A 20,182-nucleotide genomic window follows, 5' to 3' on the forward strand; every position below is an offset into this window, starting at 1 on the left:
GGACTAAAGGGCTGCAAGATGGCCATAACCGTCCGACCGATGACCCTGCAGGAAACGGCGGAGATCATTGAGTATTTCCACGCTGCGACGCCGGAGCACCTGGAAATGCTCGGGGTCGACCCGACGCGATTACCGCCGGTGTCGCAATGGCAGCGGCTGTACGAGCAAATGTTCGACCGGCCTGTCGAGCAAAGAAATAGCTTTCTGGTGAGCTGGCTCTCCGATGACAAGTTCGTCGGCTTCTCGACCGCCGACAAGATCCGCATTGGCCAGCAGGCATATATGCATCTGCACATCACCGATCCACCGCTGCGCAAGCAGGGCATTGGCGTGGAGTGCGTCCGAAGGACCGTCGAACTTTATTTCCACGCTCTACAGCTGAAGCAGCTTTTCTGTGAGCCCAACGCGTTCAACGTCGCTCCGAACCGCACGCTTCAAAAAGCGGGTTTCACATACGTCAAGACGCACATGACCGTTCCGGGCCCTCTCAACTTCCATCAGGCGGTCAACCGCTGGATGATCGATCGAGGCTGACGGCGTGGTCTCTCCGCCACTGCGCTCAACTAAGTAGCGGTCTTGGCCGCATTCCACAATGCGTCCATCTCGGCGAGCGATGCCTGTTCGAGCGTACGGCCCTGCGCTTCCAGCGTCCGCTCGATATAGGCAAAGCGCCGCTCGAACTTCGCGTTGGTCGCACGCAAGGCTGCTTCCGGATCCGCGTCGACATGGCGGGCGAGGTTGACGAGCGCGAACATGAGGTCGCCGGTCTCCTCCGCCAGGCCAGCGCTGTCGTTGCGGTCGAGCGCCGCCTCGATCTCGTCGGCTTCCTCGCGGATCTTCTGCAGCACCGCGCGCGGGTCGTTCCAGTCGAAGCCGACGGTGGAAGCCTTGCGCTGGAGCTCCATGGCGCGGGTCAGTGCGGGCTGGCCGGCCTTCACACCCGAGAGCAGTGACTTGCGCGACGGGGCTTCCTCCGTCGGCCGGCGCGCGGCGCGCTCGGCCTTCTCCTCGGCCTTGATGCGGTCCCAGACCTCCTTGACGTGGTGCGAGGCGAGGTTGCCGTCCTTGTCGGCGAAGACATGGGGATGGCGCCGGATCATTTTTCGCGTGATGGCCTCGACCACGTCGCCAAAAGCAAAGGCGTTCTGCTCCTCGGCCATCTGGGCGTGATACACCACCTGCAACAGGAGATCGCCGAGCTCCTCCCTGAGATCGTCGAGATCGCCGCGCGTGATCGCGTCCACCACCTCATAAGCTTCCTCGATCGTGTAGGGCGCGATGGTCGCAAAATCCTGCTCGAGGTCCCAGGGACAGCCGGTGACCGGCGTGCGCAGCGCCGCCATGATCTCGATCAGGCGGGAAATGTCGCGGGAAGGGGTCATTGCGGGGCGGTCTCCTAGCTCTCACGCCTTATGCCAAAAGCGGGCCGCCGTTCCCAGCGGGGCCCGGCCGAACGGGACGATTTCCACCGATTGGCGGGCGGTCGGCGCAGTGCTAAAGCGCGGGTCATGAGTGACGCATTTTCATCACAAACCGCGCTGGTGCTGTTTTCCGGCGGCCAGGATTCCACGACCTGCCTCGCCTGGGCGCTCAGCCGCTTCGCGCGGGTGGAGACGCTCGGGTTCGAGTACGGTCAGCGCCACGCTATCGAGCTGGCCTGCCGCGACCGGCTGTTCGACGGCATCAAGGGCCTGCGCGCGGACTGGGCCGCAAAGCTCGGCGAGAGCCATACGCTGTCGATCCCGACGCTGGCCGCCGTCTCCGAGACGGCGCTGACGCGCGACGTCGCGATCGCGATGGGCGCCGACGGTCTGCCCAACACCTTCGTGCCCGGCCGCAATCTGGTGTTCCTGACCTTCGCCGCGGCCCTGGCCTACCGGCGCGGCATCACCCACATCGCCGGCGGCATGTGCGAGACCGACTATTCCGGCTATCCCGATTGCCGCGACGACACCATCCGCGCGATGCAGGCGGCGCTCTCGCTCGGCATGGCCAGGACGTTCGAGTTGCATACGCCCTTGATGTGGATCGACAAGGCCGCGACGTGGAAACTGGCGCATGACCTCGGCGGCGACGGGCTGGTCGACCTCATCCGCGAGCAGTCGCACACCTGCTATCTCGGCGAACGCGGCGCGCAGCATGATTGGGGCTATGGCTGCGGCGAATGCCCGGCCTGCAGCCTGCGCGCGAAGGGATGGCGGGAGTTCGCGGCGGCGAGGTAGGGCCGCGCCGAACTACTCTCGTGCCGCGGACGCGGCGCAGCGCGTCTACAGCGGTGCGCTGCAGAGCCGGGACACGAGAGTGAGCTGCAGGGCATTGCGTTGCTCGCAATGACGAACTCAGCAGGAGCTAACCAAAATCCTCCGGGCGCAACTCAATCGGCTTGCCGTGCGGCGTGCGATCGGCCGCGTGGTCCCAGGCGTCGCGATAGCGGTGCAGCGTTTCCGTGGACGCGACGCCCTTGCGTGCAACGAGGCCTTCCAGCGTGGCGAGCCAGTGCAAATAGTAGGTCTCGCCAGTATCAGGATCGCCGGCGGCCTGCGCACGCTTGATCTCATCGGCAAGGGCGGCGGCCCATTCGGGCCAGGTGAACACGCCGCGTTCGTGCAGGCTCAAGGCCATCGCGAATGCGTGCGCCTCCCAGGGCGCGCGGAAGACGGGTGTCATCGCGCGGAATGCTCGGAATCGCCATCGTCGCGGCGGCCGCAAGCGGGCTGCTCATCACGCCGGGTCCAGATAGGGCTCGAACGCGTCGATTGACACTTTCAGCGTCGGATCGCCATCGGCGCCCCAGAGATCACGGCCCTCGAACACGACCGTGTAGAGCCACTGCGGATTTTCGCCGAGTTCCATCGCCGCGGAATCCGGAAACACGTGGCAGCCATGGTTGAGCTCGACCACGCCGACGTGGCCGCGCACATAGCGCGGCAGCCGCGTATGCGTGGCCGGATGAATGTTCTTGGCGCGCACGCGATCGCCTATATTGAACCTGGCGGACGCCGGGGCAGGGCGGGCGAACTTGCCGCGCACCATCACGCGCTCGACATTGGCGAGGTCGAACTTGCCGTGCTTGAGCGCCTTCGGGGCTTGCATCGCGCGGCCGGCGGCGACCTCCTCCCTGGTGAGGTAGCCTTTCTCGATCAGCATCTCCTCGAGGCCGAGGAACCATTTCTTGTAGTAGGAGCTCGAGAGATAAATATGTGGCGGCAGCGTCTCGCGATAGAAGCGCGAGGTGTCGATGTTGAAGGCGCCAGCCGCTCCCATTGCGCGCACCATGGCCAGAACGCGGGACTCCCACTCCTCGTGGAACATCGGCTCGTTCGGTTCGGGCTCGACCTTGCCGAACCCGTCCATCCCACCCATGTCGTGCACGCCATTCACGAGGGCGCTCCCGGCGTTTTGGGGAAGCCGGTGCCGATCATGGAATCGCGCGTGACGAGCTCGGCGAGTTGTTCCTCGCTCCAGCCCTCCGTGCCGGCAGGACGCATCGGCAGCACCAGGAAGCGCGTTTCGGCCGTGGAATCCCACACCCGGATTTCGATGTCCTTGGCCACCGTGACGCCGAAATCGGCGAGCACGCCGCGCGGGTCCTTCACGGCACGCGAACGGTAGGGGGCGGCCTTGTACCAGACCGGCGGCAGCCCGAGCATCTCCCAGGGGTAGCAGGAGCACAGCGTGCACACGACCATGTTGTGCCGCTGCGGTGTGTTCTCGACCACGACGAGGTGATCGCCGACGCGGCTGACATGGCCGAGCGTGCCGATCGCCTTGCTGCCGTCCTCCAGCAGCGCCGTCTTGAAGGCAGGATCGCTCCAGGCCTTTGCGACGACGCTCGCGCCATTGTGCGGGCCGATCTTGGTTTCATAGGCCTGGATGATGGCATCGAGCGCAGCCGGCTCGACATAGCCTTTTTCCGTCAGGATCGTCTCGAGCGCGCGCACGCGCAGCTCGGTCTCCGACAGCTCGGAATGATCGTGATCGTGGTGATGGTCGTGATCGTGGCTCATGGCGGCGAGGATAGGCGCAATGGTCCCTGCCTGTCGAGTATGCGTTGCGGCGCAACCGGGTCCCATATTCGCAAGGCCGGATGTAGGCTAGCATCGCCGCAAAGCAGGTTGGGAGACGCTGGTGACGGACTACGTGAAGATCGAAAGGGGCCTCGGGCCAGAGGGACGGATCGCGGTGGTGCGGTTCGATCGCGGCGACGGCATCAACGCCCTGTCACCGGAGGCGTTGCGGCAGCTGACCGCAGCGGCGCGCAGCTTCGAGGACGACGCTGCGACGTCGGTCGTCGTCCTGACCGGCAGTTCGGGCGCGTTCAGCGCCGGCTTCGACCTCAAGGACGCCGAAGGACGCTCGCGCAAGGAGATGGACCTCGGCACGCTGCGGCGGCATCTCAAGCTCGGGCCGCGCCTGACGCAGGCCTGGCAGGAGATGGAGCAGATCACGATCGCCGCGATCGAGGGCTTTTGCGTCGGCGGAGGCGTCGCGCTCGCCGTGGCGCTCGACTTCCGCGTCATGGGGCGCGATGCACATTTGCGCGTGCCCGAGATCGGCCTCGGCATGAACATGAGCTGGCAGAGCATTCCGCGCATGCTGCATCTGATGGGGCCGGCCCGCACCAAGCAGGCGGTGATCCTGGCCGATCAGCGCATCACGGCGGATGAGGCCTATGAATGGCGGCTGGTGGAGCACGTGGTCGATCCCGGCCATGCATTCGAGGCCGCGATGGATCTCGCGCGCAAGGTCGCCGCGCAGCCGCCGCTGTCGGTTGCGATGACGAAGCTCACCATCAACCGGCTCGCGCATGCGCTGGACGATCTTGCGAGCCACATGGACGTCGACCAGTTCGCGCTCGCAAGCCTCAGTGAGGACCACAAGGAGGGCGTCGAGGCGTTCCTGACGCGCCGCAAGCCGCGGTTCAAGGGGCGGTAATCGAGGCGATGATGCCCGGCAGATAATTCTTCTTCGCCAGGAGACGATCGGGAAAACTTAGCCCAACTCCCGGCAAATATCTGACATTGCAAGGAGAGCCCGAAAGGGCGATGGTGCGTGCTGCGGTGCAGCGTGCTTTCGCGAGCCCCTCATCGCGGTTCCATCCCCGTCGCATGATGCGACTAGGCTTCCCGCGCGGGCAAGCGAACCATTGTGCATGAAGGCCGCTTCCATGAACGCCCATCAATCACTTGCGATCGGACTGCCGATCCGGACGCAGGATGCGATGTCCCTCGCAGCGACCGAGCCTGACGCGATGGTCCGCTTCGAAGGCATCTCAAAGACCTATCCGGCCTATCGCGGCAAGCCCGGCGTCAACGCCCTGCAGGACATCGATTTCGCGATTCCGCGCGGTTCCATCACCGGCGTGATCGGCCGCTCCGGAGCCGGCAAGTCCAGCCTGGTCCGCCTGATCAACGGCCTGGAGAAGCCAAGCACGGGCCGCGTCATTGTCGACAACAGGGACATCTCCGCGCTCGCGGGGCGCGACCTGCGGCTGGCGCAACGCTCGATCGGCATGATCTTCCAGCATTTCAACTTGCTGTCGTCGCGCACCGCCGCCGACAACATCGCGCTGCCGCTCGAAATCGCCGGCTGGGCCAAGGCCGACATCAAGGCTCGCGTGACCGAATTGCTCGCGCTCGTCGGCATCGCCGACAAGCACGACCGCTATCCGTCTGAACTCTCCGGCGGCCAGAAGCAGCGCGTCGGCATCGCGCGGGCGCTGGCGACGCGGCCGAGCGTCCTGCTCTCGGACGAGGCGACCTCGGCGCTCGATCCGCAGAACACGCGCGCGATCCTCGATCTGCTCGCCAATATCAACCGCGAGCTCGGTGTGACCATCGTGCTGATCACCCACGAAATGTCCGTGGTGCGCCAGCTTGCGAAGGAGGTCGTCGTGCTCGATGCCGGCCGTGTGGTCGAGAGCGGCCATGTCGCCGACATCTTCACCCATCCGAAGCACCCGATCACGCAGTCCTTCCTCGCCGAAGTGATCGGCGACAGCCTGCCGGTGTCGCTGGCGAGCCGGATCGTGCCGGAGCCTGTGGCGGGCGGGCAGGGCGTGATCCGCGTCCAGGTGCGCGGGGCAGGGGCCGGCGACACGCTGGTGGCGCGGCTCGCCCGCGAACTCGGCCTCGACATCGCGCTGCTCGCGGCGCGGATCGACGAGATCGGCGGCCAGCACGTCGGCTCGCTCGTTCTCGGCATTCCCGGCGGCGAGGGCGCGGAGACGCGCACGCTCGCCTGGCTCTCTCAATATCAATTCTCGGCGGAGCGTCTCGGCCATGTCGCCTGAACTCATCAATCTGATCGTCCAGGCCATGGGCGAAACGCTGTTCATGGTCGGCATCGCGGCGCTGCTCGGCACCGTCTTCGGCCTGCCGCTCGGCGTCTTCCTCGCCACCAGCCGCAAGGGGGAGCTGTTCGCGGCCCCCGCCGTCAACGGCATCCTCGGCGTGATCGTCAACGCGACGCGGTCCACGCCCTTCATCATCCTGGTCGTCGCCATCATCCCGTTCACGCGGCTCATCGCCGGCACCTCGATCGGGTCGACCGCGGCGATCGTCCCGCTGACGATTGCCTCAACGCCCTTCATCGCGCGCCTCGTGGAGGCTGCGATCCGCGAGGTCGACGGTGGCCTGATCGAGACGGCGTCCTCGTTCGGGGCCTCGCCGGTCCAGATCGTGCTCAAGGTGCTGATCCCCGAGGCGCTGCCGGGCCTGCTGCTGGCGCTGACGCTCGCCGTGGTCAGCCTGCTCGGCTATTCCGCGATGGTCGGCGCCGTCGGGGGCGGCGGGCTCGGCGATCTCGGCATCCGCTACGGCTACCAGCGCTTCATGCCGGAGATGATGCTGGCCGTCGTGGTCGTGCTGATCGCGCTGGTGCAGGTCGTGCAGAGCGCGGGCGACTATCTCGCGCGCCGGGTCAACCGACGGCTGCGGCATCGCTGAACCGATTTTTCTGGAACTGGAGGCATCAATGCGATTTCTCGCAACCCTTGCGGCTGCAGCCTTGCTTGCGGCCAGTGCCCAAGCCGAAACCATCCGCGTCGGCGTGACCGCCGGCCCGCATGCCGAGATCCTGGACGTCGTCAAGAAGGTCGGCGCCGAGCGCGGCATCGACATCAAGGTGGTCGAGTTCACCGACTACGTGATCCCGAACCAGGCGCTCGCGCTGAGGGATCTCGAGGCCAACTCGTTCCAGCACGAGCCGTACCTGAAGAACCAGATCTCCAAGACCGGCTGGAAGATCGTCAAGGTCGCGAACTCGATCGGCTCGCCGCAGGGCGTCTATTCGCAGAAGTACAAGAAGCTCGCGGACCTGCCCAAGGGCGCTCGCGTGGCGATCGCCAACGATCCGTCCAACGGTGCCCGCGGCTTGATGATTCTGGCGCTGCACGGCGTGATCAAGCTGAAGGATCCGAACAACGTCTCGTCGACGATCGCGGATATCACGGACAACCCGAAGAAGCTGCGCTTCGTCGAGCTCGATGCCGCCCAGCTTCCGCGCGCGCTGCAGGACGTCGACGTCGTCTCGATCAACAATAATTACGCCGTGCAGGCCGGCCTCAACCCGGCGACCGATGCGATCGCGCGCGAAAACCCCGACGGCCCCTGGGTCAACATCCTCGCCGTTCGCGAGGAAGACAAGGACAAGCCGTGGGTGAAGCAGTTGATCGAGGTCTACCATTCCGATCCCGTGAAGGCGTTCCTGGAGACGCGCTTCAAGGGGACCTACCTGCCGACCTGGTAAGGCAAACGACGCGTCAGGCAGCGAGCCTGGCGCGCCGTAGCGTCTGCGAGGGCAGCTCGGAGAAGTGGCGCTTGTAGTCGAGCGAGAACTGGCTGAAGTGCCAGAAGCCGTGCTGCACGGCGACGTCGTAGACGGAGGCATCCGTGCCGCCGGCGCGTTTCAGATCGCGGCGCACACGGTTGAGCCGCATCGCACGCCAATAGTGCATCGGACTCGTGCCCAGCACCTCCTGGAAGCAATAGCCGAGCTTGCGCGGGCTGGCGCCGACCGCCCTGCAGACCTCCAGCAGCGAGAGCGTCCGCTCGCCGCTGCCATGCATCAGCTCCCGCGCCCGATCGACGGTGCGCTTGCGGGCCGCAGCGCTGCGGCCGGGATCGCTGGGACGTGCGGTCGGCAGCATGTCCATGATCTCGACAAGAAGGGCATCTTCGAGCGCCTGCCGGACGGCCGTATCGCCGAACCGTTCGGGCACGCTCGTGACGGTGTCGTGAATGGCGGCAAGATGAGCTCGCAATCGTTCGACCGGCGCCTGCGCCATCTCGATCACCCGCAGCTGGTGCCAGACCGCGCGCGGCAGCTCGATATCGAGCCGGGCGGCCAGCTCCTCGATCATCGCCGCGCTGGCGACGACACCGCGCAGCTCGAACGACTTCGGCGTGCACATATCGACTTCTGCGTCGATGCAGGCGATGACCTGAGCGCCTGCAACGCTGGCTCCATTGCAATTGACCTCGCCGCCGCCATGCCAGGGCAGTGCAATGCCAAAGCTGTCGGCTCCCAACTGGCCGTATTGGCGGACCTGCTGGCTGGTGATCTCGCGAAAGACGTCGAGCCGGGGCAGGGAGAGTTGAGTGAAGCTGCCCCTGAAGGCGCCGGCGCTGATCTGGTCGTAGCTCAGCCGCCAGCGGCCGAGTGCAGCGCAATGCTCATCGACATCGGTGCTGCTGGCCTGAAACAGGCTGGCATTCGAGTCCAAAGTCGGAAGAGTTGCGCTTAAGGTCATGACGACACGTCGAAATTCACCACGCGGCAGCCTGCAGGAGCCACGCCAGACTGGCACGGCCACGGGCGCTGTCCAGCAAATTATTGCCGGATCTCGATAACGCCGGCGACGGCCTTCAATGCAGTCTTCCGCCCCAGCCGTTCCCGACATCGGGGTTGGGAGAACGCCTTGCGGAGGATCAAGATGCGGCCGACCGAGATCATGCGCGGCAGTCCGCCTGCGCCCGAGGCGCTGGTGACGCGCGCCAACTGGCGCAGCTTCCCCGCGATACGCTGGGGCTTTACCCACACCCGCGAAGTGCTGCCGACCGCGGAGGTCCGCCGCGCAGCGCATCCGACGCCAATGCAAAGCGCGCCGCACGAGCTGTCAAAGCTCGGCTTCACCGCGCCTGATGGCAAAGAGACCACGATCGAAGCCACGCTGCGCGAGACCTTTGGCGATGCCCTGCTCGTCATGCATCGGGGCACGCTGATCCACGAATGGTACGGCGACGGCATGAGCGCGACCACGCCGCATCTGATCTGCTCCATCAGCAAGTCGATCGCCGGCACGCTCGGCGGCGTGCTCGCCGCGCGCGGGCTGCTCGATCCCGAGGCGAGGGTGGTGCGCTACGTGCCGGAGCTGGAGACCTCGGTCTATGGCAGCTGCACGGTTCGCAACGTCCTCGATATGGCCGTCGCCATCAAGTTCGAGGAGGACTACGAGGACCCCGCCGGCGACGTCGCGCGCTATCGCTTCTCGTCGGGCTGGGACGTGCCGCCGCCGGGTGTCGAGCCGGGGCATCAGCGGGCCTATCTCACCACGCTGCGCGGGACGGGCAAGCCGCACGGCAAGGTGTTCCACTACGTTTCGACCAACACCGAGGTGCTCGGCTGGGTCTATGAGCGCGCCTGCGGCAGGCCTTATCACCGCATCCTTTCCGAATATCTCTGGCAGCCGATGGGCGCCGAGGAAGACGGCTCACTCACGCTCGACAGCCACGGCATGGGCCGCATCGCCGGCGGCCTTTCCGTCACGGCGCGCGATCTCGTCCGCTTCGGCGAGATGATCCGCAACCGCGGCGTGGTCGAGGGGCGGCAGGTGGTGCCGGGCTGGTGGATCGACGACATCCACGAGAACGGCGATCCCAGGGCCTGGGCCGATGGAGACCTCGCCGACATCTTTCCGGGCGCCCGCTACCGCAGCAAATGGTACACGATCGATCCGGCGCGCAACGATCTCGCAGGGATCGGCATCCACGGCCAGTGGCTCTATATCGACGCCGCTTCCGACACCGTCATCGTCAAGCTCGCCACGCAGCCGAAGGCGATGGACGTGCCGCTCGACCATCGCTGGCTCGCCGCCTTCCGCGCCATCACCGCGCATCTCGCCCCGCGCTGAACGGACATCCCATGCTCGATGCCGCCAAATCCCAATCGCCGGACAAAGCCGCCACGACGCACGCGCTCGATCCGCTGACGACCGAAGAGATCACCGCGGCCTGCACTTTGGTGCGTGCAGCGGCGGCCTCGCCGGAGAATTGCCGCTTCCCGAGCGTGCGGTTGGAGGAGCCGACCAAGCAGGAGCTGGCCGCGGGCGGGGCAGGGCGCCGCGCCTTCGTGCTGACGCTGGATGTGACGACGGGAGAGGCGATCGAGCACGTCGTCGATCTCGGCCGCAGCGAGATCGTGGCGCGAAAACTCCTCCCGAACCGCGAGGCGCCCTATGGCCAGCCGCCGGTGATGCTGGAGGAGTTCTTCAAGTGCGAGGCCGTGGTGAAGGCCGATTCCGGCTGGCGCGCCGCGATGCGGCGGCGCGGGCTCAGCGATGAGGAGATCGAGCTCGTCCAGGTCGACCCGTTCTCCTCGGGCTTCTTCGACAAGGAATTCGAACGCGGTGCGCGCATCGTGCGCGCGGTCAGTTATTTTCGCGAGCATCCCCAGGACAACGGCTACGCCCATCCGATCGAGGGCGTCGTCGCCGTCGTCGATCTGATCGGCGGCAAGGTCATCGACCTCACCGACGAGGATCCGATCGTGCCGATTCCGCGCAAGAAGCGGAACTACGGCGCGCATGAGGTCAAGAGCCCACGCACCGACATCAAGCCGCTGCATATCGAGCAGCCGGAGGGTGCTAGTTTTCGCGTCGACGGCTGGAAGGTCGATTGGCAGAAATGGAGCTTCCGCATCGGCTTCACGCCGCGCGAGGGCCTCGTGCTGCATCGGCTCGCCTACCAGGACGGCGCACGCAAGCGCTCGCTGATCCATCGCGCCAGCGTCACCGAGATGGTGGTGCCTTACGCCGATCCGACCGCGAACCATTTCTGGAAGTCGGCGTTCGATGCCGGCGAATACGGGCTCGGCATGCTCGCCAACGCACTCGAGCTCGGCTGCGACTGTCTCGGCCACATCCACTATTTCGACGTGCCGGCCGCGGACAGCAAGGGCGAGCCCTTTATCATGCAGAACGCCATCTGCATGCATGAGGAAGACTATGGCATCGCCTGGAAGCACTACGAATTCCGCAACGGCCTGTTCGAGGTCCGCCGCTCGCGGCGGCTCGTGATCTCGTTCTTCGCGACAGTCGGCAATTACGATTACGGCTTCTACTGGTATCTCTACCAGGACGGCACGATCCAGCTGGAGACCAAGCTCACCGGCATCATCCAGACCGCAGCCGTGCCATCAGGCCAGATGTACAAATGGGGCGGGATGGTCGACGACAATCTGGGCGGACCGACGCACCAGCACTTCTTCAACGTCCGCCTGCACATGGATCTCGACGACGGCGGCAACACCGTCACCGAGCACGATTTCGTGCCGCGGCCCTGGGGTGCCGACAATCCGCACGGCAACGTGTTCGACGCCACGACACGCGTGCTGTCGCGCGAGCGTGACGCGGCGGGGATCGCCAATGGCGAAACCGGCCGGTTCTGGAAGATCAGCAATCCCAACGAAACCAACTCGGTCGGCAATGCGCCGGCCTACAAGCTCGTCGTCAATCCGAGCCCGCTGATGCTGGCACAGGAGGGCAGCTACGTGCGCAAGCGCGGCGGCTTCGCGACCAAGCATGTCTGGGTGACGGCGTTCGATCCGGCCGAGAAATACGCGAGCGGCGACTATCCCAACGTCCATGCCGGCGGCGACGGCCTGCCGCGCTATGCTGCGAAGGACCGCAACATCGAGAATGCCGATATCGTGGTGTGGCACTCCTTCGGCCATACCCACGTCTGCAAGCCCGAGGACTTCCCGATCATGCCGGTCGAATATGCCGGCTTCGTGCTGAAGCCGACCGGCTTCTTCGCCGCCAACGCGGCCGGCGATATCCCACCGGACCGCAACGGCCGCAGCGTGCTGGCGGGCGCGAGCAACGGCGCCCGCGAATCGTGCTGTGGCGGGAGCGAGGCGTAGTACCTGCGCGGTAACAGGCCGGTCGTTTCCAGCCATTGCCGAAAAGTCAGATCGTCTTTCTATCTAGAAGCATTCCAGATGCTCGATCACGGCGAGGACCGAGATCGCCGCTCGCATATGCGTCGGCTGCGCAGCGCCGCAGGCGCTCATTCGGCATGAGTGCATTGGTCGCGCATGCTGCGCACACGTCTGGAGAAATTCTAACGTTGTTCCTATCGCACTCCCAAACCGCCTGAGTTAGGGCGGGGCATCAAGAACGGTACCGGCAAAGCCGGCAGTGCGTGGGGCTTTATAAGACGTGACAGACTTCCAATTTCCCTTGCGTTCCGACGCGCGTCGTCAACGCATTCAAATGCTTCTCCTTAGTGCAGTCAGCACCTTTGCTCTCGCGGTGCCCTTCGGCTCCGCGCAAGCCCAGACCCAGATTCCGTCGGTCACCGTGGAAGCGCCGGCGCAGCGCGCCCGGCCGGCGGCAATTGCCTCGACGCAAAGGTCTGCAGCCGCGCGCGCCGCTCGCGCCAATCGCCGCACGCCCGCGCAGCAGGTCGCGCCGACCCAATCTGCATCATCGAACGGCGCCACGGGTGAACGCGCCAATGGTCCGGTGCGCGGGTTCGTCGCCACGCGGAGCGGCACCGCCACCAAGACGGATACGCCGCTGATCGAAACCCCGCAGTCGGTGTCCGTCGTCACCACGGACCAGATCAGGAACCAGGGCGCGGTCTCGATCGGCGAGGCACTGCGCTACACCGCCGGCGTCAGCGGCGACGTCAACGGCGGCTCCGACACCCGCTTCGGCGCGCTCCAGATCCGGGGTTTCGACACCACCATGTCGGGCCTCTACATCGACGGCTTACGGGTTCCTTCAAGCAACTACGTGCATTTCAACGGCCTCGATCCCTATGGCGCCGAGCGCCTCGAGGTGCTGAAGGGACCGTCCTCGGCGATGTATGGCGGCAGCGGCACCGGCGGCATCCTCAACTACGTGACCAAGTTGCCGACGGCGCAGCAGTTCGGCGAGGTCTCGATTTCGGGCGGCAGCTTCAACCGCTATCAGGGCCAGTTCGACATGGGCGGCTCGGCCAACAAGGAAGGCACGGTGCTGTGGCGCCTCACCGGCGTCGTCCGTGACGGCCAGACCCAGGTCGACTTCACCAAGGACAACCGCGTCTTCATCGCACCCGCCGTCACCTTCAAGCCGAACGAGGACACCACCATCACCTTGCTCGCGAACTACCAGCGGGATCGGGCAGGATGGGGCCTCCAGTTCCTGCCGGCCTCGGGCACGGTATGGCCGAACAACGGCCGCACCATCCCGGTCTCGTTCTTCGCGGGCGTGCCGAGCTTCAACGCGTTCAACACCGAGATCGCGACCGCCGGCTACCAGCTCTCGCACAACTTCACCGACAACATCACGTTCCGGCAGAACCTGCGCTACGCCTATCAGCATAACGAGGAGAAGGTGTTTTACGGGGCAGGCTATACGGATGAGGCGGCCGGGCAACTCGCGCGCGCAGGCAGCTACAGCAACTCGTATATCAACTCCTTCGCGGTGGACAATCAACTGCAAGGCAAGTTCGTCACCGGCATCTTCAGCCACACCACCCTGGTCGGGGTCGATTATCGCAACACTGCGTTCCGCGACACTGCCTTTGGCGTCACCACCTCGGCTCCCGAGATCAACGTGTTCAACCCGGTCTACAGCTACGACTGGGCCATCGGCGCGATGAGCGACAACACCGGCGTCAAGCAATCGCAGGTCGGTCTCTACGCACAGGATCAGATCAAGCTCGGCCGGCTGTCGTTCCAGCTCGGCGGCCGGCAGGACTTCGTGACGACGCAGCTCGACAGCGATCTGCCCGCCGCCAGTACGTCGGTCTCGAAGGATGCGTCGGCCTTCACCGGCCGCGCGGCCGTCATGTACAATTTCGACAATGGCATCGCGCCGTATTTCAGCTACTCGGAATCGTTCCTGCCGGTGCTCGCAAGGGGACCGGCCGGCCAGATGCTGGATCCCGAGACCGGCGTCCAGTACGAGGTGGGCGTCAAGTACCAGCCGCTCGGCTGGAACGCGCTGTTCACCTTTGCCGCCTTCGACCTCACGCGCGACAATGTCGTGACCTACGCGCCGCCGAGCTATCTCGCCGAACAGACCGGTCAGGTGAAATCCCGCGGCATCGAGCTCGAAGGAACCATGTCGCTCGCCGACGGCTGGAACCTGCGCGCGGCCTATGCCTATGTCGATGCCGTGGTCACGCAGGATCCGGTCAATGTCGGCAAGGCGCCGGTCACCGTACCGCTCAACCGCGCCTCACTGTGGAACGATTACACGCTGCAGAACGGGCCGCTCGCCGGTTTGCAGTTCGGCGGCGGCATCCGCTATGTCGGCGCGACCTGGGGTGACGATGCCAACACGTTCAAGGTAGGCTCCGCGACCGTGCTGGACGCGCTGCTCGCCTACACCCGTGACAATTGGCGCCTGTCGCTGAACGTGACCAACCTTGCCGATACGCGCTATGTCGCTGCCTGTTACAGTCTGTCGGGCTGCTTCTATGCCGAAGGGCGCAAGGCCATCGGCAAGCTGACCTACCGCTGGTGAGTTCGAACCGACGACGGTCCGGCCATGGGGATCCGGACCTGAAGGATGAGAGTGGAAGACGATGAGAGCGCTATTCGGTCGGCTGCATCGCTGGGCGGGACTGCTGACGGCCGGCTTCCTGTTCTTCTCCGGCATCACCGGGGCCATCATCTCGTGGGATCATGAGCTCGACGACGTCCTGAACAGTCACTTGTTCGACGTCTCCAGCAAGGGTCCCGCGATTCCCTCGATCGAGCTCGCCAAGATGATCGAGCAGCGCGATCCCCGCGCGCGCGTCGTCTATCTCTTCATGACGCCGGAGGAGGGCCACTCGCTGTGGTTCTTCGTCATGCCGCGGATCGATCCGGCGACCGGAAAACGTTACCCGCTCGACTACAACCAGGTGTTCCTCGATCCCAACACCGGCGCGGAGCTCGGCCGGCGCTATTGGGGCGCGGTCTGGCCTGTCACGCGAGAGAACTTCGTCTCGTTCCTCTACAAGCTGCATTACACCATGCACATCCCGGAATTCTGGGGCAGCGACCGCTGGGGCATGCGCGTGCTCGGCATCATCGCCATCATCTGGACCATCGATTGCTTCGTCGGATTCTATCTGACGCTGCCCTCGCGCAGGCGCGCCAAGGCGGCGCGGGCGCCTGAAGTCGCACGCCAGCTCGAGCGCGGCTTCTGGGCGCGCTGGGCGCCGGCCTGGGCCATCAAGACGTCGGGCAGCGCCTACCGGATCAATTTCGACATCCATCGCGCCTTCAGCCTGTGGACCTGGAGCCTGCTGTTCGTCATCGCCTTCACGGCATTTTCGCTGAACCTCTATTTCGAGGTGTTCTCGCCGCTGATGAAGATGGTGTCGAACTACACCCCGACGCCTTATGAGCAGCGGCCCTATCGCGACCTCGACGACCCCATCGAGCCGAAGATGACGTTCGCCGAGATCGCCGCCCGCGCGGCCGCCGACGGCAAGGGACGGGGCTGGACCATCCCGGTCGGCGCGATCAGCTACGGGCCCGCCCATGGCGTCTATGCCGCCGCCTTCTTCCATCCCGGCGACGATCACGGCGCCGGCGGCGTCGGACCGGCGCAGCTCTATTACGACAGCGAGGATGGCCGCCCGATCGGCGAGCGGCTGCCCTGGGTCGGTACCGCCGCCGACATCTTCGTGCAGGCGCAGTTCCCGCTGCATTCGGGCCGGATCGTCGGGCTGTTCGGCCGCATCCTGATCTCGATCATGGGCCTCGTCGTCGCGGCGCTCTCGGTGACCGGCGTCGTGATCTGGTGGCGCAAGCGCCGCGCCCGTGTCCGCGTGCGCGAGACCGCGGCCGTGCGCCTGGGCCGGCAGCAGCTCATCCCGGCGGAGTAGGTCCACACGGATCGATCGAGACACGGTGTTCCGGCAATCCTTGCGCGACACCGTGAATGGCAAGGAGATGACCGGCCTGAGGTTCGATTCCGAGTTGCTGCCGATCCAGGAACTTCCTGGCCGTCGTTACGAACAGAGTTTTGAGATCGCGGCCCCCGAAGCAAAGGCAGGTCGGATTGGTCACGGGCAGCGGAATGACCTTGTCGATCTGCCCGTCCGGCCGATAGCGCGCGACCCGGCCGCCCGAAAAGAATGCCGTCCACAGCCCGCCGTCGACGTCGACGGATGCGCCGTCAGGCCGCTCTTTCGAAGCGCCATAATCCGCAAACAAACGCCTGTTGCGGATCACGCCGTCATCGAGGTCGAAATCGAACTTCCAGGTGCAATATCGCCTGGTGTCGGTGAAATAGAGCGTGCGATTGTCGGGCGCGAACGCGATCCCGTTCGTCACGATGACGCCGTCGAACAGACGCATTGCCTCACCGTCTGCGGAGACGCGATACAGCGAGCCGTTCGGCCGATGCAATTGATTGTCCATGGTGCCGATCCACAACCGGCCGCGCGCGTCCACGCGGCCGTCGTTGAGGCGATTGTCGAGGCCGCTTTCGACCTCACAAAATCGAGCTGGAGGAGCGTCGTCGAACTTGCGACGGAACAGCGACAGATCTTGCGCGAGCAGGTGCGTGCCGTCCGCCGTCAAGGCCTGGCTGCCGAGGAATTGGCAATCGTAGGACCATACGTGATGGGCGCCCGTCGCCGGATCGAAGGATTGATGAAGCCTGCCGTCGATGTCGATCCACCACAGCTTGCGGGACCGGTCGCACCACAAGGGGGTTTCGCCGAGAATATCCGTGCTGGCGACCGCCGTCTCGACTCGAGAACGGGACATCGGATCCGCAGTCATGACGGAATCCGGTTCCAGCCGCGTGCGCCGTCGCCGAAGGCTTGATAACCGTCCGGGGTCACGGCGATCGTATCCTCGAGCTTGATGAAGCCCCGCCGCGCGTGCGGGAGCGTCGTTTCAATCGAGATGACCATGCCGGCCTCGAGCGGCGCATTGGCATCGTCGGCGGGATAGGGAATCGGGCCGCTCGCGGTCAGGCGCGGCGCTTCGTGGCTGACGATACCCATGCCGTGGGCGACGAAATGCATCTGCTTGCCGTGAGGGGACCGCGCGAGCGCTTCGTTCGCGGCTGCGTAGATCTCGCGGCCGATGAGACCGGCACGGATCGAGGCACGGGCGGCCTGCTGGATCAGATCGATCTCCCCGAGCAGGTCGACGAGTTCGCCGTCCGGCGCGCCGTGTACGGCCATCCGGCAGAGATCGCCGATGTAACCTCCGTAGTTCCCGCCCGAATCCAGCGAGATGATGTCGCCGGGCTCAAGACGTTGATCGGAGGGAGCCCGGTTGAGACTGGTCCCCATCGTCACCAGTGCGTATTCGAACGTCATGTCGCGGGACAGCTCGGCCTGCCGCAGATGCGCGATGATCTCACGCTTGCTGTGTCCGGTGTGGGTTCGGCCGACCGCATCCATCATGGAGGCGACCACCCGCTCGGACGCCTCACGGAGAATCTCCAGCTCGGCAACGGTCTTGATGGACCGCAGTTTCTCCAGAGGGCGCATCGCCTCGACGAACTGGCAATGGGGGAGCTCCCGGCGCAACAAATCCGCCGCGTCAGCCGGCAGAAACGACATCTCGGCCGCGATTTGCAGCCTGGTTGTCGCAACGGACTTCACATGCTGGATCGCCAGCGTCATCGCCTCGACCGAGGTCGACGATCCGTACACGACCGGCGGCATCCAATATCCCGCGCTGATTCTGTTCTGGACGCTGTCGCGCTCGTTCCGATTGGCGATATAGGCGGACTTGTCCTGTGCACCTTTGACGTAGACGAAGACGGGCAGATACCGGCTGATGCCGATCGCTTCCATGTAATCGAACTGGAAATGATAATAGCCGCCGAGCAGGTATTGGATGTTGTGCTTCGAGGTGACGATCAGTACGTCAATGCCGAAATCATCGAGCAAGCCGTCAAGCCTGTCCGTGGCGAATGGAATATCGGAGCGCATCGATCGTGCTTCTCCATCGACGATCTTGAACTTGGAAGGAGAGGGCGGTCAGCCGCCCTTCCAGGAGGACAGGGCGTGCGCGACGCAGCCATTGATGTGGTCGCTGAGGACAATCCTGGCGTTTTTGATGTCCCGCTTCAGGGCGCATTCCAGCAAGGCCTTGTGCTGGTTGATCGTCTCGGTGCCCCGATAACGCAGCGCATAGCGGAAGTATTTGTCGAACACGATCGAGTGGGTATGCATCAACTCGCGCGAACCGCAGCTCGAGATCAGTGCCTGGTGGAATTCACCATCGTAGCGCTTGCGCAGCTCGGGGTCGTCGCCCTCCTTGAGGACTGTACGTTCGGTGGCCGCCAGCTTGTGATGAGCGGATACCACGCGGCCCTCCCACTCGACGTCGCCGGCACGGAACGACTCGGCCATCGCATGATGTTCGAGCAGAATGCGCAGGTCGGCGAGTTCGCGGAGGTTCTGGATGGAGATCGGCGCCACCTCGAATCCACGCTGGCCTTCGGCGACGACGAACCCCTCTGACGTCAGGCGGTTGAGGATCTCTCGCAGCGTCGAGATGCTGAGGCCGTAATCCTCCTTCATGGCGTCGAGCTTGAGACGCCCCGCTGGCGTGAGCACGCCGAAAATGATGTCGGACCGGATCCGCTGGTAGCCGCTGTCGCCCGCGGACAGGGGCCGTTCCTCAAGTGACGTCATGTCCTCTGATCCCGCTTGTCCCGATCGCCGGCCCCATCCGGGCGGCCGAACCATCAATATTGCCAGCAATATAGCAGACTTCCTATGTCTGACATATATAAGAATCTCATATGAAACCGATAGTATCATTTGACATGGAAATATATGTATGATGGTTACATAAACGGAGGGTACGGAAAATAATGGCTTAAGCCGTCGTTCGTGCCCCGTCGAACAGGGAGGAAACGATGAGCATGTTGGTACGGGCGCTGTCCGCGACGGCAATCTGCGTGGCGCTGACTGTCGGCGCATCCGCCGCCGACGACATTCAGGAGCGGACGATCAGGTGGGGCCACCTCAACAACACCGATCACCCCGTCAGCTTTGGCGTGCAGAAATTTGCCGAGATCCTGCTGGCGAAAAGCGGGGGCAAGATGAAGGTCCGCGAGTTTGCGGCGTCACAGCTCGGCAACGAATTGCAGCAGCAATCCGCGCTGCGTGGCGGTACGCAGGAGATGCTGTCGGCTTCGACGACATCGCTCGCAACGGTCGTTCCGGAGTTCGGCCTGATCGATTTCCCGTTCCTCTTCAACACGACCGAGCAGGCCGACGCTCTCGCAACCGGCAAGTTCGGCCAGGCGATGCTCGAAACGTTGCCGTCGAAGAATCTGGTCGGCCTGGGATATTGGGGCCTCGGCTTCCGCAATGTCACCAACAGCACCCGCCCGATCACCAAGCTCGAGGACTTTAGCGGCCTCAAGCTTCGCGTGATTCCGAATCCGGTCTATCTCGAAAGCTTCAGCGCCTTTAAGGCCAATCCGGTACCGATGGCCTTCGGCGAGCTGTATTCGGCCCTGGAGACCCGCACCGTCGACGGTCAGGAGAATCCCTACACGGTCATTCTCTCCAACAAATTCTACGAAGTGCAGAAATACGTTTCTGCCACGAACCACACCTTCACCCTCAATATCATTCTGGTCAGCAAGACCTTCTGGGACAAGCTTTCGCCGACCGAGCAACGGCTGATGCGCGAGGCCTATCAGGAAAGCCGCGGCTATCAGAAGGAGCAGACGCGACTGCAGACGGAGAAGGCCCTGGCTGAATTGCAGGCCAAGGGCATGCAATTCAATGCGATCGCCCCCGAAGAGACCGACCGCATGCGGAAGACGGTGCAGCCGGTCGTCGACAAGATTTCGGCCAATCTCCGCCCCGAGACCGTAAAGCTCTTCAACGACGAGGTCGAGCGCATCCGCAAGGACGTGAAGTAGCCGGCGTCTTCATCACGCAGGCGGCGGAGCCGGCCATTGGCCGGCTTACACCCCTCATTG

18 protein-coding genes and 1 pseudogene are annotated in these 20,182 nt (G+C 64.6%); 11 read left to right on the forward strand and 8 right to left on the reverse strand.

What is annotated here, in order from left to right; translation table 11 throughout:
- Window positions 1-18 precede the first annotated feature (18 nt).
- Window positions 19-534, forward strand: coding sequence for a GNAT family N-acetyltransferase (locus HAP40_RS19460; RefSeq protein ID WP_166816292.1), 516 nt, complete (start codon window positions 19-21; stop codon window positions 532-534).
- Window positions 535-563: 29 nt separating this feature from the next.
- Here HAP40_RS19460 and mazG read toward each other — a convergent pair whose 3' ends face one another.
- Window positions 564-1,382 carry a nucleoside triphosphate pyrophosphohydrolase gene (gene mazG, locus HAP40_RS19465; RefSeq protein ID WP_166816291.1) on the reverse strand — a complete coding sequence of 273 codons (819 nt, stop codon included), beginning with the start codon at window positions 1,380-1,382 and terminating at the stop codon, window positions 564-566.
- 126 nt (window positions 1,383-1,508) lie between these two features.
- On the opposite strand from mazG, the gene queC reads away from it, so the two are divergent.
- A complete protein-coding gene (queC, locus tag HAP40_RS19470; protein WP_166816290.1) occupies window positions 1,509-2,222 on the forward strand; it encodes a 7-cyano-7-deazaguanine synthase QueC in 714 nt (237 codons plus the stop codon).
- 127 nt (window positions 2,223-2,349) lie between these two features.
- On the opposite strand, the pseudogene HAP40_RS19475 reads toward queC, so the two are convergent.
- The 3 genes and pseudogenes from HAP40_RS19475 to nthA all read right to left on the reverse strand — a co-directional run bounded on the left by HAP40_RS19475 (window position 2,350) and on the right by nthA (window position 4,007).
- Window positions 2,350-2,722 (reverse strand): annotated as a pseudogene (locus tag HAP40_RS19475) (nitrile hydratase accessory protein).
- Window positions 2,722-3,381, reverse strand: a complete 660-nt coding sequence (nthB, locus tag HAP40_RS19480; RefSeq protein WP_166816289.1) for a nitrile hydratase subunit beta — start codon at window positions 3,379-3,381, stop codon at window positions 2,722-2,724. Before nthB ends, HAP40_RS19475 begins: the two are co-directional and overlap by 1 nt.
- Window positions 3,378-4,007, reverse strand: a complete 630-nt coding sequence (gene nthA / locus HAP40_RS19485) for a nitrile hydratase subunit alpha (RefSeq protein ID WP_166816288.1) — start codon at window positions 4,005-4,007, stop codon at window positions 3,378-3,380. Before nthA ends, nthB begins: the two co-directional genes overlap by 4 nt.
- A 121-nt stretch (window positions 4,008-4,128) precedes the next feature.
- On the opposite strand from nthA, the gene HAP40_RS19490 reads away from it, so the two are divergent.
- From HAP40_RS19490 to HAP40_RS19505, 4 genes are all read left to right on the forward strand, one after another.
- Window positions 4,129-4,935: an enoyl-CoA hydratase/isomerase family protein gene (locus HAP40_RS19490; RefSeq protein WP_166816287.1), complete on the forward strand. Its 807-nt coding sequence runs from the start codon at window positions 4,129-4,131 to the stop codon at window positions 4,933-4,935.
- A 217-nt stretch (window positions 4,936-5,152) separates the two neighbouring features.
- On the forward strand, window positions 5,153-6,292 hold the full coding sequence (locus HAP40_RS19495) for a methionine ABC transporter ATP-binding protein (RefSeq protein ID WP_208024759.1): 1,140 nt from the start codon (window positions 5,153-5,155) through the stop codon (window positions 6,290-6,292).
- Window positions 6,282-6,947 carry a methionine ABC transporter permease gene (locus tag HAP40_RS19500; protein ID WP_166816285.1) on the forward strand — a complete coding sequence of 222 codons (666 nt, stop codon included), beginning with the start codon at window positions 6,282-6,284 and terminating at the stop codon, window positions 6,945-6,947. Before HAP40_RS19495 ends, HAP40_RS19500 begins: the two co-directional genes overlap by 11 nt.
- Before the next feature lie 28 nt (window positions 6,948-6,975).
- Entirely contained in the window at window positions 6,976-7,749 is a 774-nt protein-coding gene (locus HAP40_RS19505; RefSeq protein WP_166816284.1) for a MetQ/NlpA family ABC transporter substrate-binding protein, read from the forward strand.
- 13 nt (window positions 7,750-7,762) lie between these two features.
- On the opposite strand, the gene HAP40_RS19510 is transcribed toward HAP40_RS19505, so the two are convergent.
- Complete coding sequence (locus tag HAP40_RS19510; protein WP_166816283.1) at window positions 7,763-8,752, reverse strand: helix-turn-helix domain-containing protein; 990 nt, start codon at window positions 8,750-8,752, stop codon at window positions 7,763-7,765.
- A gap of 183 nt (window positions 8,753-8,935) precedes the next feature.
- Between HAP40_RS19510 and HAP40_RS19515 the strand changes: the two genes are divergently transcribed.
- The 4 genes from HAP40_RS19515 to fsrB all read left to right on the forward strand — a co-directional run bounded on the left by HAP40_RS19515 (window position 8,936) and on the right by fsrB (window position 16,094).
- Complete coding sequence (locus tag HAP40_RS19515; RefSeq protein ID WP_166819447.1) at window positions 8,936-10,132, forward strand: serine hydrolase domain-containing protein; 1,197 nt, start codon at window positions 8,936-8,938, stop codon at window positions 10,130-10,132.
- 11 nt (window positions 10,133-10,143) lie between these two features.
- Entirely contained in the window at window positions 10,144-12,141 is a 1,998-nt protein-coding gene (locus HAP40_RS19520) for a primary-amine oxidase (protein ID WP_166816282.1), read from the forward strand.
- A 352-nt stretch (window positions 12,142-12,493) separates the two neighbouring features.
- Entirely contained in the window at window positions 12,494-14,740 is a 2,247-nt protein-coding gene (locus HAP40_RS19525; protein ID WP_414645334.1) for a TonB-dependent siderophore receptor, read from the forward strand.
- A gap of 61 nt (window positions 14,741-14,801) precedes the next feature.
- Entirely contained in the window at window positions 14,802-16,094 is a 1,293-nt protein-coding gene (gene fsrB, locus HAP40_RS19530) for a siderophore utilization protein FsrB (RefSeq protein ID WP_166816281.1), read from the forward strand.
- On the opposite strand, the gene HAP40_RS19535 is transcribed toward fsrB, so the two are convergent.
- From HAP40_RS19535 to HAP40_RS19545, 3 genes are read right to left on the reverse strand one after another with little or no spacing between them, the layout of a single operon-like run.
- A complete protein-coding gene (locus tag HAP40_RS19535) occupies window positions 16,078-16,983 on the reverse strand; it encodes an SMP-30/gluconolactonase/LRE family protein (protein WP_414645335.1) in 906 nt (301 codons plus the stop codon). The two genes, fsrB and HAP40_RS19535, sit on opposite strands and share 17 nt — an antisense overlap.
- An 11-nt stretch (window positions 16,984-16,994) precedes the next feature.
- Window positions 16,995-18,167 (reverse strand): M24 family metallopeptidase, encoded by a 1,173-nt coding sequence (locus HAP40_RS19540; RefSeq protein WP_166816279.1) that lies wholly within the window; start codon window positions 18,165-18,167, stop codon window positions 16,995-16,997.
- A 48-nt stretch (window positions 18,168-18,215) separates the two neighbouring features.
- Window positions 18,216-18,875 carry a GntR family transcriptional regulator gene (locus HAP40_RS19545; protein ID WP_166819445.1) on the reverse strand — a complete coding sequence of 220 codons (660 nt, stop codon included), beginning with the start codon at window positions 18,873-18,875 and terminating at the stop codon, window positions 18,216-18,218.
- A 227-nt stretch (window positions 18,876-19,102) separates the two neighbouring features.
- Here HAP40_RS19545 and HAP40_RS19550 point away from each other — a divergent pair, with 227 nt between their 5' ends.
- Window positions 19,103-20,122 carry a TRAP transporter substrate-binding protein gene (locus tag HAP40_RS19550; protein WP_166816278.1) on the forward strand — a complete coding sequence of 340 codons (1,020 nt, stop codon included), beginning with the start codon at window positions 19,103-19,105 and terminating at the stop codon, window positions 20,120-20,122.
- The last annotated feature ends 60 nt before the right edge of the window (window positions 20,123-20,182 follow it).

This window comes from Bradyrhizobium sp. 1(2017), from assembly GCF_011602485.2.
GTDB lineage: Bacteria > Pseudomonadota > Alphaproteobacteria > Rhizobiales > Xanthobacteraceae > Bradyrhizobium.

Excerpts from the sequence above, each read along its gene's own strand:
- HAP40_RS19495 (WP_208024759.1), top strand. The coding sequence starts at position 5,153 with ATGAAGGCCGCTTCCATGAACGCCCATCAATCACTTGCGATCGGACTG.
- HAP40_RS19540 (WP_166816279.1), bottom strand. The coding sequence starts at position 18,167 with ATGCGCTCCGATATTCCATTCGCCACGGACAGGCTTGACGGCTTGCTC.
- HAP40_RS19515 (WP_166819447.1), top strand. The coding sequence starts at position 8,936 with ATGCGGCCGACCGAGATCATGCGCGGCAGTCCGCCTGCGCCCGAGGCG.
- HAP40_RS19510 (WP_166816283.1), bottom strand. The coding sequence starts at position 8,752 with ATGACCTTAAGCGCAACTCTTCCGACTTTGGACTCGAATGCCAGCCTG.
- HAP40_RS19460 (WP_166816292.1), top strand. The coding sequence starts at position 19 with ATGGCCATAACCGTCCGACCGATGACCCTGCAGGAAACGGCGGAGATC.
- HAP40_RS19505 (WP_166816284.1), top strand. The coding sequence starts at position 6,976 with ATGCGATTTCTCGCAACCCTTGCGGCTGCAGCCTTGCTTGCGGCCAGT.
- queC (WP_166816290.1), top strand. The coding sequence starts at position 1,509 with ATGAGTGACGCATTTTCATCACAAACCGCGCTGGTGCTGTTTTCCGGC.
- HAP40_RS19550 (WP_166816278.1), top strand. The coding sequence starts at position 19,103 with ATGAGCATGTTGGTACGGGCGCTGTCCGCGACGGCAATCTGCGTGGCG.
- HAP40_RS19525 (WP_414645334.1), top strand. The coding sequence starts at position 12,494 with ATGCTTCTCCTTAGTGCAGTCAGCACCTTTGCTCTCGCGGTGCCCTTC.
- HAP40_RS19520 (WP_166816282.1), top strand. The coding sequence starts at position 10,144 with ATGCTCGATGCCGCCAAATCCCAATCGCCGGACAAAGCCGCCACGACG.
- fsrB (WP_166816281.1), top strand. The coding sequence starts at position 14,802 with ATGAGAGCGCTATTCGGTCGGCTGCATCGCTGGGCGGGACTGCTGACG.
- HAP40_RS19500 (WP_166816285.1), top strand. The coding sequence starts at position 6,282 with ATGTCGCCTGAACTCATCAATCTGATCGTCCAGGCCATGGGCGAAACG.
- mazG (WP_166816291.1), bottom strand. The coding sequence starts at position 1,382 with ATGACCCCTTCCCGCGACATTTCCCGCCTGATCGAGATCATGGCGGCG.
- HAP40_RS19535 (WP_414645335.1), bottom strand. The coding sequence starts at position 16,983 with ATGTCCCGTTCTCGAGTCGAGACGGCGGTCGCCAGCACGGATATTCTC.
- nthA (WP_166816288.1), bottom strand. The coding sequence starts at position 4,007 with ATGAGCCACGATCACGACCATCACCACGATCACGATCATTCCGAGCTG.
- HAP40_RS19545 (WP_166819445.1), bottom strand. The coding sequence starts at position 18,875 with ATGACGTCACTTGAGGAACGGCCCCTGTCCGCGGGCGACAGCGGCTAC.